Source organism: Streptomyces sp. NPDC019937, assembly GCF_040631655.1.
Taxonomy (GTDB): domain Bacteria; phylum Actinomycetota; class Actinomycetes; order Streptomycetales; family Streptomycetaceae; genus Streptomyces.
Window position 1 is genome coordinate 129333 of the sequence record NZ_JBEYAL010000007.1, and the last position, 12365, is coordinate 141697.

10 protein-coding genes and 1 pseudogene are annotated in these 12365 nt (G+C 72.4%); 7 read left to right on the top strand and 4 right to left on the bottom strand.

Annotated elements, in window-relative coordinates; translation table 11 throughout:
- The first annotated feature begins 80 nt into the window (after positions 1-80).
- From ABZ562_RS08950 to ABZ562_RS08960, 3 genes are all read left to right on the top strand, one after another.
- Positions 81-1094, top strand: coding sequence for a glycine betaine/L-proline ABC transporter ATP-binding protein (locus tag ABZ562_RS08950; protein ID WP_361476013.1), 1014 nt, complete (start codon positions 81-83; stop codon positions 1092-1094).
- 136 nt (positions 1095-1230) lie between these two features.
- The gene (locus ABZ562_RS08955) at positions 1231-3162 is read left to right on the top strand and encodes an ABC transporter permease subunit (protein ID WP_361476015.1); all 1932 of its coding nucleotides are present in this window, start codon (positions 1231-1233) and stop codon (positions 3160-3162) included.
- 1 nt (position 3163) lies between these two features.
- The gene (locus tag ABZ562_RS08960; protein WP_361475763.1) at positions 3164-4153 is read left to right on the top strand and encodes an ABC transporter substrate-binding protein; all 990 of its coding nucleotides are present in this window, start codon (positions 3164-3166) and stop codon (positions 4151-4153) included.
- 50 nt (positions 4154-4203) lie between these two features.
- Here ABZ562_RS08960 and ABZ562_RS08965 read toward each other — a convergent pair whose 3' ends face one another.
- Positions 4204-5004 (bottom strand): isocitrate lyase/phosphoenolpyruvate mutase family protein, encoded by an 801-nt coding sequence (locus tag ABZ562_RS08965; protein WP_361475765.1) that lies wholly within the window; start codon positions 5002-5004, stop codon positions 4204-4206.
- A 41-nt stretch (positions 5005-5045) separates the two neighbouring features.
- The gene (locus ABZ562_RS08970; RefSeq protein WP_055547265.1) at positions 5046-5531 is read right to left on the bottom strand and encodes a carboxymuconolactone decarboxylase family protein; all 486 of its coding nucleotides are present in this window, start codon (positions 5529-5531) and stop codon (positions 5046-5048) included.
- A 47-nt stretch (positions 5532-5578) separates the two neighbouring features.
- On the opposite strand from ABZ562_RS08970, the gene ABZ562_RS08975 reads away from it, so the two are divergent.
- The 3 genes from ABZ562_RS08975 (at position 5579) to ABZ562_RS08985 (ending at position 8692) form a co-directional block, all read left to right on the top strand.
- Positions 5579-7051, top strand: a complete 1473-nt coding sequence (locus ABZ562_RS08975) for a PLP-dependent aminotransferase family protein (RefSeq protein ID WP_361475768.1) — start codon at positions 5579-5581, stop codon at positions 7049-7051.
- 84 nt (positions 7052-7135) lie between these two features.
- A complete protein-coding gene (locus ABZ562_RS08980) occupies positions 7136-7489 on the top strand; it encodes a hypothetical protein (RefSeq protein WP_361475770.1) in 354 nt (117 codons plus the stop codon).
- 15 nt (positions 7490-7504) lie between these two features.
- Entirely contained in the window at positions 7505-8692 is a 1188-nt protein-coding gene (locus tag ABZ562_RS08985) for a glutathionylspermidine synthase family protein (RefSeq protein ID WP_361475772.1), read from the top strand.
- Between the two features lie 65 nt (positions 8693-8757).
- Here the strand turns inward: ABZ562_RS08985 and rocD are convergent, their stop codons facing one another.
- Together rocD and ABZ562_RS08995 are read right to left on the bottom strand one after the other, a co-directional pair.
- Complete coding sequence (rocD, locus tag ABZ562_RS08990; protein WP_361475774.1) at positions 8758-9984, bottom strand: ornithine--oxo-acid transaminase; 1227 nt, start codon at positions 9982-9984, stop codon at positions 8758-8760.
- 601 nt (positions 9985-10585) lie between these two features.
- A pseudogene (locus ABZ562_RS08995) lies at positions 10586-11104 on the bottom strand (sigma-70 family RNA polymerase sigma factor); the annotation flags it as partial.
- Between the two features lie 172 nt (positions 11105-11276).
- Here ABZ562_RS08995 and trpS point away from each other — a divergent pair.
- On the top strand, positions 11277-12290 hold the full coding sequence (gene trpS, locus ABZ562_RS09000) for a tryptophan--tRNA ligase (protein ID WP_361475776.1): 1014 nt from the start codon (positions 11277-11279) through the stop codon (positions 12288-12290).
- The last annotated feature ends 75 nt before the right edge of the window (positions 12291-12365 follow it).

The window sequence follows — 12365 nt, forward strand, 5'->3', positions numbered from 1 at the left end:
CGACCCTGGTCCCCGAGACGCCCGACGCCCCCAAGACCCCCGAGACCGGCGACCGCACCCCGGTGTTCTCGGTCCGTGACATGTGGAAGGTGTTCGGCCCGAAGGCCGAGCGCGTCCCCGGCTCGCCCGAGGCCGAGCTGCCCGCCGCGGAGCTGCGGGCCCGCACCGGCTGCACGGCCGCCGTCCGGGACGTCTCCTTCGACGTCGAGCCGGGCGAGGTGTTCGTGGTGATGGGGCTGTCCGGCTCTGGCAAGTCCACGCTGGTGCGCTGCCTCACCCGTCTGATCGAGCCGACCTCCGGGACGCTGAAGATCGACGGCGAGGACGTCATGGCCATGGACAAGTCCCGGCTGCGTGATCTGCGCCGGCACCGCGCCGCCATGGTCTTCCAGCACTTCGGCCTGCTGCCGCACCGCTCCGTCCTCGACAACATCGCCTACGGCCTGGAGATCCAGGGCGTCGGGCGGGCCGAGCGCCGCGCCAAGGCCGCCGAGATGGTGGAGAAGGTCGGCCTGACCGGTCTGGAGCGCCGCCGCCCCGGCCAGCTCTCCGGTGGTCAGCAGCAGCGCGTGGGCCTGGCCCGGGCGCTCGCCGTCGACCCCGAGGTGCTGCTGTTCGACGAGCCGTTCAGCGCGCTCGACCCGCTGATCCGCCGCGACATGCAGGAGGAGGTCATCCGGCTGCACCACGACGAGGGCCGGACGATGGTGTTCATCACCCATGACCTCAGCGAGGCGCTGCGGCTCGGCGACCGCATCATGCTGATGCGCGACGGTGAGATCGTGCAGCTCGGCACCCCGGAGGAGATCGTCGGCTCCCCGGCCGACGACTACGTACGGGACTTCGTCCGCGATGTGCCGCGCGAGCAGGTGCTGACCGTGCGCCGCGCGATGCGGCCCGCGAAGTCCGACGAGAAGAACGACGGCCCCGCGCTGACCCCGGGCACCACCGTCGCCGACGCGATCGAGGCCGTGGCCCGTTCCGGCGGCCCCGCGCGCGTCGTCGACGGCGGCCGCTGCCTGGGCGTCGTCGACCACGCCTGCCTGCTCAGCGTCGTCGCGGGCCTGGACGGGAAGGAGGCGGCCGCCGCATGAGCACGCCCCCGACCTTCTTCCCGCCGGGCGGCACCGGGAGGCGCGTGTGAGCGCGACGACCACCCGCCCCCGTACCGACCCCGATACCGGGCCGTCCGCGGGCACGACCGCCGCGGACGAGGCGCGCCCGTCGCGCCTGCGCGCTGCCGTCGGCAGCCGGACCGTCCGCAAGCTCGCGGTGCTCGCCGTGATCGCCGCCGTGCTGATACCGCTCGCCCACGCCAAGTGGGCCGGCGCGAGCTGGCCGCACGCGCTGACCGTCGATGTGTCCGGGCCGCTGGGCAAGGCCAGCGACTGGATCCTCGACAACCGCGACAGCCACTGGATCTTCCTCTACTTCTTCGGCCACATCAGCCAGGCCATCATCATCGGCGTCCGGGCCGTCTACGTCGCCCTGCTCGCCCTCGGCTGGGCCGGTGTCACCGCCGGGCTGACCCTGCTCGCCTGGCGGGCGGCCGGGGTGCGGGTCGCGGTGACGACCCTCGTCTCCCTGGCCGTCTGCGGCGGCCTGGGCATGTGGGTGCCGACGATGCAGACGCTCGCGCTGATGGCGGTCGCCGTCACCGTCTCCGTCGTCGTCGGCGGGCTGCTGGGCCTGGCCGGCGGGCTCTCGGAACGGGCGTTCCGGGCGCTGCGGCCCATCCTCGACACCATGCAGGTGCTGCCCGCGTTCGCGTACCTGCTGCCCGTTGTGATGATCTTCGGCAACGGTGTGCCCGGCGCGGTGCTGGCCACCGTGATCTACGCGGCTCCGCCCATGGCCCGGCTCACCGCCCTCGGCCTGCGCGGCGCGGACGCCGGGGTGCTGGAGGCCGTGGCCTCGCTCGGCGCGACCTGGCGGCAGCGGCTGCTGTCCGCCCGGCTGCCGCTGGCCCGCAAGGAACTGCTGCTGGGCATCAACCAGACGATCATGATGGCGCTGTCCATGGCCGTGATCGCGTCCGTGATCGGCGGCGGCGGTCTCGGTGACCGCGTCTACCAGGCGCTGTCGACCGTCGACGTCGGCAAGGCGCTCGCCGCGGGGCTCCCGATCGTGCTCCTCGCCGTCGTGATGGACCGCACCATCGGGTCGGCGGGCGAGCGGCTCGGCGCGCCCCCGGCCGAGGGCGGGTCCCGGTGGCTGCGCGGCTGGCCCGCGTGGGCGGGCGTCGCGGTGATCACCGCGGTCATCGCCGTCGCCGGACGGCTGGCCGGCTCCCAGACCTGGCCGGGCGGCTGGACCGTCGCCATCGAGGGGCCCGTCAACCAGTTCAAGGAGTGGATGGTCGACCACCTCTACACGGGTGTGCCGGTCGTCGGTGGCACCGCCGAATGGGCCGCGAACTACCTCAAGTGGATCCTCGACCCGCTGCGCGAGGGGCTGCAGGGCATCCCGTGGTACGGAATCCTGCTGATCGTCGCGGCGCTGGCCTGGCTGATCGGCACCTGGGCCACCGCGCTGACCGCCACGGCCGCCATGGCCGCGATCGGTGTGCTCGGCGTGTGGCAGTCGTCCATGGACACCCTCTCCCAGGTGCTGGCGGCCGTCGTCGTCACGCTGGTGCTGGGCTTCGCGATCGGCATCTGGGCCGCGCGCAGCGCCCGGCTGGAGCGGCTGCTGCGACCGGTGCTGGACGTGTGCCAGACCATGCCGCAGTTCGTGTACCTGATCCCCGTGGTCGCGCTGTTCGGCGTCGGCCGCGCCCCGGCGGCGGCCGCGGCCATCGTCTACGCGCTGCCCGCCGTCATCCGCATCACCACCCAGGGGATCCGGAACGTCGACCCGTCCGCGCTGGAGTCGGCGCGCTCGCTCGGCGCCACCCAGGGGCAGCAGCTGCGCCAGGTCCAGCTTCCGCTGGCCCGCCCGGCGCTGCTGCTCGCCGTCAACCAGGGTGTGGTGCTGGTGCTGGCCGTGGTCGTCATCGGCGGCCTGGTCGGTTCGGGCGCGCTCGGCTACGACGTGCTGTTCGGCTTGGCGCAGGGCGACCTGGCGACCGGTCTGGTGGCGGGCGCGGCGATCGTCTGCCTGGGCCTGATGCTCGACCGGGTGACCCAGCCGACCGCACGCCGCGAGAAGAAGGGGGCCTGAGATGGCTACGGCCCGTAACGCGCGCCGCCGTCAGCTGCTGATGGCCGCCACCGGGGTCACGGCCCTGCTCACCGCGACCGGCTGCGGCGCGGCGGACATGTCCAAGCAGTCCTCGCCGTACGCCAATGTGGGCGGCGCGAAGAGCGTGACGCTCTCCGTCCAGTCCTGGGTCGGCGCCCAGGCCAACGTGGCCGTCGCCCAGTACCTGCTGGAGCACGAGCTGGGCTACCACGTCGACACCGTCCAGGTGGACGAGGTGCCGGCGTGGGACGCGCTCAGCCAGGGCCGGGTGGACGCGATCCTGGAGGACTGGGGCCACCCGGAGCAGGAACAGCGCTACGTCAAGGACAAGAAGACGATCGCCTCGGGCGGCGGCCTCGGCGTCACCGGCCACATCGGCTGGTGGGTGCCGAAGTACTTCGCCAAGAAGCATCCGGACGTCCTCAACTGGAAGAACCTCAACAAGTACGCCAAGACCTTCAAGACCGCGGAAAGCGGTGGGAAGGGCCAGCTGCTGGACGGTTCCCCGTCCTATGTCACCAACGACAAGGCGCTGGTGAAGAACCTGAAGCTGAACTATTCGATCGTCTTCGCCGGTTCGGAATCCGCCCAGATCACCCAGATCAAGCAGTTCGCCAAGCAGAAGAAGCCCTTCCTGACGTACTGGTACACGCCGCAGTGGCTGTTCAACCAGGTGCCGATGGTCGAGGTGAAGCTGCCCAAGTACACCGACAAGTGTGCCGCCGAGGGCGAGAAGAACCCCGACTCCATCGACTGCGCCTACCCGACCACGCCGCTGCAGAAGTACCTGAACGCGGACTTCGCGAAGCAGGGTGGCAAGGCCGCCGCCTTCCTGAAGAAGTTCCACTGGACCAAGAAGGACCAGAACCAGGTGTCCGAGCTGATCGCCTCGGACGGGCTGTCGGCGCAGGACGCGGCCAAGAAGTGGGTCACGGCGCATCCGGACGTCTGGAAGAAGTGGCTGCGCTAGCGGTCACCCCCTGAACGACGCATCCGGCCCGGGCCCCGTCTCGTCCCCCCTCATGGAGTGGACGGCGCGGGGCCCAGCCGTTGGGCGAGGTCCTTGGCGGCGGCCATCGTCTCGCGGAAGAGGCGGGGGCCGAAGGTGACCCGGGCGGCGCCGAGGCGGCCCAGCTCGGCGGGGGAGGGGCCGTCCGGGGCGAACGCCGACGCGTTGACCGGCACACCGACGGCGGCCGCGATCCGGGGCAGCAGCTCCGGGGGCGCAAAGATCGGGTAGACGCAGTCCGCGCCCGCCGCCGCATAGGCCCGCCCGCGCTCGATGGCCGCCTCGGCCGCGCGCTCGGCGTCGCCGGCCCCGCCCTGGGCGAACTCCCCGCGGGCGAAGGTGTCGATCCTCGCGTTGATCACCAGACCGTCGCCCGCCTCGGCCCGCACCGCCGCCAGCCGGTCCGCCTGTTCCCGCGGGTCGGCCAGCTGCTTGGTCCGCGCGTCGGAGTCCTCCAGGTTGCAGCCCACCGCCCCGGTCTCCAGCAGCCGCTCGACCAGCTCCTTGGCGTCGAGGCCGTAGCCGCTCTCCAGGTCCGCCGACACCGGCACCTCCACGGCCCGGACGATGCGGGCCACCGCGGCGAACATCTCCTCGGCCGGTGTCCGGCCGTCCTGGTAGCCCAGCGACGCCGCGATCCCGGCGCTCGGCGTCGCCAGCGCGGGGAAGCCCGCGTCCGCGAAGGCGCGGGCCGAACCGGCGTCCCAGGAGCCGGGCAGCACGAGCGGCGCCCCCGCCTCCCGGCCGTGGTGCATCGCCCGGAACGCCCTGGCCCCCCGCTCGTACGGGGTGGTCGTGGCACTGGTCGTCATCGGGACCCCCTTCGTCCTCGGCCTCGTCCTCAGCCTCGTGCTCAGCCCGCGGTCGGCTTGTAGGAGCCCGGGACCAGGCGGGTGGTCACCCCGATCCGGTTCCAGGCGTTGATGGTGAGGATCAGCGCGATGAGCTGGGCCAGCTCCTGCTCCTCGAAGTGCTTGGCCGCCCGCTCGTACACCTCGTCCGGGACGAAGCCGTCGGTCAGGACGGTGACGGCCTCGGTCAGGGCGAGCGCGGCCTGCTCCTTCTCGGTGTAGACGCCGACCGCCTCCTCCCAGGCGTTGAGCAGGTAGATCCGCTCCTCGGACTCGCCCGCCGCCCGGGCGTCCTTGATGTGCATGTCGATGCAGAACGCACAGTGGTTGACCTGCGAAGCGCGGATCTTGACCAGCTCCGTCAGCGCGGGCTCCAGGCCCTTACGGGCCGCCGCGTCCAGCTGGATCATGGCCTTGTAGACCTCGGGGGCCGCCTGCGCGAACCGCATCCGGGGACCGTGCTGATGGGTGCTCTCATGCGTCGTCATGCGGTCCACGCTAGAACCTGACCAGCCCAGAGGTATGGTCCACTTCCATGGAGGATTCGTGGGCCAATTCCGACCGCGGAGAGGCGCGCTCCGCGACGGCGAACGGCCTCGGCGCCGATCTGCATCTGGACCTGCCGAGGGGCGGGACCAGCGGGGTGCGGGCCGCGCTCATCCGCTCCCTGCGCGACGCCGTACGCAGCGGCCGGCTCGCCCCCGGCACCCGGCTGCCCTCCTCCCGCTCGCTCGCCGCCGACCTCGGCATCGCCCGCAACACGGTGGCCGACGCCTACGGCGACCTCGTCGCCGAGGGCTGGCTCACCGCCCGGCAGGGCTCCGGCACCCGGGTCGCCCGGCGCGTCGTCCCGCCCGAGCCCGCGCCGCCGCGCACCCCGCCGGCCGCCGCCGTGGCCGCCACCCGCCCGGCGTACGACCTGCGGGCCGGGTCGCCCGACGTCTCCGCCTTCCCCCGCTCCGCCTGGCTGTCCGCCGCCCGGCGCGCCCTGACCGCCGCGCCCAGCGACGCCTTCAACTACGGCCACCCCAGCGGGCGGCCCGAACTGCGCCGGGTCCTGGCCGACTATCTCGCGCGCGCCCGCGGGGTGCGGGCCGCGCCCGAACGCATCGTGATCTGCGCCGGGTTCATCCAGGGGCTCGCCCTGCTCAGCCGGACACTGCACCGGGACGGCCACCGCGCGCTGGCCGTCGAGTCCTGTGGCCTCGACATCCACTGGAACGTGCTGCGCCGCGGCGGACTGCGCACCGTGCCGCTGCCGGTCGACGGGCGCGGCGCCCGCACCGGCGAACTGGACCGCCTCACCGACGTACGGGCCGCGCTGCTCACCCCGGCGCACCAGTTCCCCACCGGCGTGGCCCTGGACCCCGACCGGCGGGCCGCCGTGGTGGAGTGGGCGTCCCGGACCGACGGGCTGGTGCTGGAGGACGACTACGACGGCGAATTCCGCTACGACCGCCAGCCGGTGGGCGCGCTGCAGGGCCTGGACCCCGAGCGGGTGGTCTATCTGGGCACGGCGAGCAAGAGCCTGGCGCCCGCGCTGCGGCTGGCCTGGATGGTGGTGCCGGACCATCTGCTGGACCGGCTGCTGGCGGTCAAGCGGACGGGGGAGTGGCAGTCGGGCGCGCTGGACCAGCTGACGCTCGCGGAGTTCATCGCCTCCGGCGCGTACGACCGCCATGTGCGCGGGATGCGGCTGCGCTACCAGCGGCGCCGCGACCAGCTGGTGGCGGCGCTGGCCGAACGCGCCCCGCAGGTGCGGGTCACGGGCATCGCGGCCGGGCTGCACGCGGTGCTCGAACTGCCGCCGGGCACCGTGCGCTCCGTCCTCCAGGGCGCGGCCTGGCAGGGCCTGGCCATGGAGGGCCTGAACCGCTACCGCTACCGCGAGGAGGGCGCGCCCGCGGGCGGCGGATCCGAGCCGGACGCACTGGTCTTCGCCTATGGGACGCCGCCCGATCACGCCTTCGCGGGCGCCCTGGAGGCGCTGTGCCGGGTGCTGCCCTGAGCCGGCCGCTTCCCGCCCCCGGCGTTCACTTGTGCGATAACTCCCTCTAGGGTAGGCGGACCGACGAACGGGGGAGCAGAACCGATGGAACGGACCGGTCCACGACGACTGCGGTCGAGCACGGTGATCCTGGGCGGTATGGGCGCACTCGCGGCGGCGCTCACCTCCTGCGGATCGGAGCCCGACAAGCGCTGTGTCGACCCGGACAGCTACGACGCGGTCAGGGGCTACCGCATCGTCGACTCCAGCGCCTGCAAAAGCTCTTCGAGCTCCACGGGCGGCAAGAAGAAGAGCAGCCGCGGCACCACCAAACGGGCCGACGGCGACTGGTACTACGACCCGGACGTCGACGGCCGCTGGGCCGACGAGGGCACCTTCAGCAAGAGCCAGGCGGCCGACCGCGGCGGGTTCGGCTGCTCGGGATCCGGCGGCGGCTGACCGGACGGCGACCCGATGAAGCGTCACACCATCGACCCCCGCCCCGACTGGCAGACAACGGTCGAGGAGCAGGGGGTCATCTACCCCCTGACCCGCTACCCGGACGGCTCGCTGCGCCCCTACTGGGACGAGAGCGCCTACTACGCCTTCACGCTGCCCGAGGTCGAGGCGCTGGAGGAGGTCGTCGAGGAGCTGCACCGGATGTGTCTGGAGGCGGCCGCCCACATCGTCGACGCCGACCGCTTCGCCGACCTCGGCATCGAGGATCCGCGGGTGGCCGAGCTGGTCGCCGAGTCCTGGCGCCGGAGGGCCGAACAACCCAGCGTCTACGGCCGGTTCGACCTGCGGTACGACGGAGGTCCGGGCCCGGCGAAGCTGCTGGAGTACAACGCGGACACGCCCACCTCGCTGGTGGAGGCCGCGAGCGCCCAGTGGTTCTGGATGGAGGACCGCTTCCCCGGCGCCGACCAGTGGAACTCGCTGCACGAGCGGCTGGTCGACGCCTGGCGGCACCAGGCCGCCCTGCTGCCGCCGGGCGTGCCCCTGTACTTCGCCCACTCGGCCGGGGACGAGCTGGGCGAGGACCTGATGACCGTCGCCTACCTGCGGGAGACGGCCGAACAGGCGGGGCTGCGGACCGAGGCGATCTCCATGGAGGACATCGGCTGGGAACGGCTCTCCGGGCGCTTCGTGGACCTGCGGCACCGCTTCATCCGCGGCTGCTTCAAGCTCTACCCCTGGGAGTGGCTGGTCACCGACGAATTCGGCCCCCATGTGCTGGACACGATCGACAACGGCGGGGGCACCGGCTCCACCCTGTGGATCGAGCCCGCCTGGAAGATGCTGCTGTCCAACAAGGCACTGCTGGCCATCCTGTGGGAGCTGTACCCCGGCCACCCCAACCTGCTGCCCGCCTACCTCGACGGGCCCCGCGAACTGGCCCGCACCACCGGCTACGTGGCCAAGCCGCTGCTCGGCCGGGAGGGCGCGGGCGTCACCGTGCACGAGCCGGGCGCGGAGCCCGTCGTCCGGGACGAGGCCTGCTGCTACCAGGAGTTGGCCCCGCTGCCCGACATCGACGGCAACCGCGTCGTGCTCGGGGCGTGGGTGGTGGAGGACGAGCCCGCGGGGCTCGGCATCCGGGAGTCGGCCGGGCTGATCACGGACGAGTACGCGCGCTTTGTGCCACACGTGATCCTTTAAGCGGCGCCACAGCGATGTGCGGCCTCGGGCCGCTCCGTCAGCACGCCTCATTCCGTCAGTACGCCTCATTCCGCCAGCACCGCCCTGAGCTGGTCCAGGCCCCAGTCCAGATCCTCCTTGCCGATCACCAGGGGCGGTGCGATCCGGATGGTGGACCCATGGGTGTCCTTGACCAGCACCCCGCGGTCCATCAGCCGCTCGGAGATCTGCCGCCCGGTGCCGCGCGACGGCTCGATGTCCACACCGGCCCACAGCCCGCGCCCCCGCACCTCCTCCACCGCCCCACCGCGGGCCATCCGCGCCAGCTCCCGGTGCAGATGCTCGCCCAGCTCGGCCGCGCGCCCCTGGAACTCCCCGGTCCGCAGCATGGCGATCACTTCCAGCGCGACCGCGCAGGCGAGCGGATTGCCGCCGAAGGTCGAGCCGTGCTCACCGGGGCGGTGGACGCCCAGCACCTCGGCGGAGGACACCACCGCCGACACCGGCACCACCCCGCCACCCAGCGCCTTGCCCAGCACATAGACATCCGGAACGACGCCCTCGTCCTCGCAGGCGAAGGTCTTCCCGGTGCGGCCCAGGCCCGACTGGATCTCATCGGCGATGAACAGCACGCCCCGCACCCGGGTCAGCTCGCGCACCCCGGCCAGATATCCGGGTGGCGGCACCAGCACCCCCGCCTCGCCCTGGATGGGCTCCAGCAGCACGGCGACCGTCTCCCCGGCCCCGGCGTCGAGCGCCGCCTCCATCGCCGCCAGATCGCCGTACGGCACGATGTCGAACCCCGGGGTGTACGGGCCGTGGTCCGCGCGGGCCTCCGGGTCGGTGGAGAAGCTGATGATCGTGGTCGTACGGCCGTGGAAGTTGTTGTCCGCGACGATGATCCTGGCCCGCCCGTCCGGCACGCCCTTGACGCGGTAGCCCCATTTGCGGGCGGTCTTGATCGCCGTTTCGATCGCCTCCGCGCCCGTGTTCATGGGCAGCACCGTCTCCATCCCGCACAGCGCCGCCAGCTCCGCGCAGAAGGCGGCGAACCGGTCGTGGTGGAACGCGCGCGAGGTGAGCGTGACCCGCTCCAGCTGCGCCTTGGCGGCGTCGATCAGCCGCCGGTTGCGGTGCCCGAAGTTGAGCGCGGAATATCCGGCGAGCAGGTCCAGATACCGGCGGCCCGCCACATCGGTCATCCACGCCCCCTCGGCGGAGGCGACGACGACCGGAAGCGGATGGTAGTTGTGCGCGCTGTGGGCCTCGGCGGCCGCGATGGCGCGCTCCGAGGGGCGGTCGGTCGAGGTCAAGACGTCCTCCGTTCCGGGACACCGTGCCGGGACACCGTGCTGGGGCACCGTGCTGGGGGCACTGCTCTGTGACACCGTGCTGGGACACCGCTCTGTGACTCCGCTCTGGGACGCCACCGAGAAGCTGCGACACCACCCAGGGTGGGGGTGTGCTCCGTGACCGGCGAGCCGAGCGTCGAACCGCCGGGGTCAGGCTTGAGGCGGACGGGGCGAGGGCGGCGCGTCGCGCCGCCGGTCCGCCGACCGGCCGGGGGCGCTTGTGGGCCCCTGCCCGGCCTCGAGCCCGGGCAGCTCCTGCCACCACTGCTCCTCATGGATGCGGTCACCGGGCGCCGCCCGATCCGGCATGCCCACGATCCGGGCCAGCACCCGCTCGGCCATCGTCTCGCCGCTCGCCGACGGCACGCTGTTTGCCAGGGGGCCGCCCGCCTGGGGGCCGTCCTCCTGAGGGCCGCCCGCCGGTGGGTCGGCGGGCCGTGGCCCCTCCAGCGCGCGCCCGAGCGCCCGCAGCTCGCCGGGCAGCCCTTCCCCGTCCATCCCCTATGCCTCCCTGCCGTGCCCGCCCCGGCCCCTCACCGGGCGGGGTCACCTCGTCCGCTTCCAGCAGCAGCTCCAGCCGCCGCAGCGCGCGGCTCAGCCGCGACTTCACCGTGCCGCGCGGCCAGCCCAGGGCCGCCGCCGTCTCCGCCTCGTCCAGATCCAGCAGATAGCGGTAGGTGACCACCCACCGCTGTGGCTCGCTCAGCTCTTCCAGCGCGGCCATCAGCCGCGCCCGCCGCTCGTCCGCGAGCGCCACGGCCGCCGGATCCGCGCTCTCCGGTATCGCCGGATCGGCTCCGGTCATCGCCCCCTCGCGGTCGACCGCGGTCTGCTGCCGACGCGCCGAGCGCACCGCGTTCCGCGTCTCATTGGCGACGATCCGCAGCAGCCACGGCCGGAAGGCCGCGTCACCCCGGAAGGTGCCCAGCGCGAGATACGCCTTCACGAAGGCGTCCTGCACCACATCCTCGGCATCCGCGCCCGCACCCATCAGCGCGGCGGTACGCAGCGCTATCGGCGCATGGGCACGCACCAGCTCGGCATACGCCTCGGTCTCCCCGGCCCGCACCCGAGCGATCACGGCCGCATCCGGCCCCGCCGCCTCCTGCCCTGATTCCTGCCCTGCGTCTTGCCCTGCGTCTTGCCTTGCGTCTTGCGCGACGAGGTCCCCCTCCCGCGCCCCCTCACGAGTCCTCACACCTTTGATACACCGGCGGACCGACTCTGGTTCCACACCTGAGAGAATGGGTGGCATGGCCCTTGATCGTCCCCGTGCGCTCTCCGGTATCCAGCCCACCGCAGGCTCGTTCCACCTCGGGAACTACCTCGGTGCGATCCGGCAGTACGTCGCGCTGCAGGAGACCCACGACGCGTTCTACACCGTCGTCGACCTGCACGCGATCACCGTGCCGCAGGATCCGGCGGAGCTGCGAGCCAACAGTCGGCTCGCCGCAGCCCAGCTGCTCGCCTCCGGCCTCGACCCGGACCGCTGCACGCTCTTCATCCAGAGCCATGTGCCCGAGCACGCCCAGCTCGGCTGGGTGATGAACTGCCTCACCGGCTTCGGCGAGGCCTCCCGCATGACCCAGTTCAAGGACAAGTCGGCCAAGCAGGGTGCCGACCGGTCGACCGTCGGCCTCTTCACGTACCCGATCCTCCAGGTCGCGGACATCCTGCTCTACCAGGCCAACCACGTCCCGGTCGGCGAGGACCAGCGCCAGCACATCGAGCTGACCCGCGACCTCGCGGACCGGTTCAACGGCCGCTTCGGCGAGACCTTCACCGTCCCCGCTCCGTTCATCGTCAAGGAGACCGGGAAGATCTATGATCTCCAGGACCCGACGATCAAGATGAGCAAGTCGGCCTCCACCCCCAAGGGCATCATCAACCTCCTCGACGAGCCGAAGGTCTCCGCGAAGAAGATCAAGAGCGCGGTCACCGACCTGGAGACCGAGATCCGCTTCGACGAGGAGAAGAAGCCCGGCGTCAGCAATCTGCTGACCGTCTACTCCACCCTCACCGGCAGCTCCATCGCGGAGTTGGAGACCCGGTACGAGGGCAAGGGGTACGGCGCGCTCAAGACCGACCTGGCCGAGGTGCTGGTCGAGTGGGTGACGCCGTTCCGCGAGCGGACCCAGGAATACCTGGCGGACCCGGGGACGTTGGACGGAATCCTGGCCAAGGGGGCGGACAAGGCCCGTGCCGTCGCCGCCGAGACGCTGGCGCTCGCCTACGACAAGGTGGGATTCCTGCCCGCGACGCGCTGAGCGTCCGGGCGGGTGCCGACCGGGGCGTCGAACGGGGCGTCGAACGGGGGGCGCCAAGGGCGGGCGTCCACCGTG

Bases quoted from the DNA above. Each gene is read 5' to 3' on its own strand.
- ABZ562_RS08980 (WP_361475770.1), top strand. From the start codon at position 7,136: ATGGAACGGACCGGTCCACGACGACTGCGGTCGAGCACGGTGATCCTG.
- trpS (WP_361475776.1), top strand. From the start codon at position 11,277: ATGGCCCTTGATCGTCCCCGTGCGCTCTCCGGTATCCAGCCCACCGCA.
- ABZ562_RS08985 (WP_361475772.1), top strand. From the start codon at position 7,505: ATGAAGCGTCACACCATCGACCCCCGCCCCGACTGGCAGACAACGGTC.
- ABZ562_RS08965 (WP_361475765.1), bottom strand. From the start codon at position 5,004: ATGACGACCAGTGCCACGACCACCCCGTACGAGCGGGGGGCCAGGGCG.
- ABZ562_RS08970 (WP_055547265.1), bottom strand. From the start codon at position 5,531: ATGACGACGCATGAGAGCACCCATCAGCACGGTCCCCGGATGCGGTTC.
- ABZ562_RS08975 (WP_361475768.1), top strand. From the start codon at position 5,579: ATGGAGGATTCGTGGGCCAATTCCGACCGCGGAGAGGCGCGCTCCGCG.
- ABZ562_RS08950 (WP_361476013.1), top strand. From the start codon at position 81: ATGTGGAAGGTGTTCGGCCCGAAGGCCGAGCGCGTCCCCGGCTCGCCC.
- ABZ562_RS08960 (WP_361475763.1), top strand. From the start codon at position 3,164: ATGGCTACGGCCCGTAACGCGCGCCGCCGTCAGCTGCTGATGGCCGCC.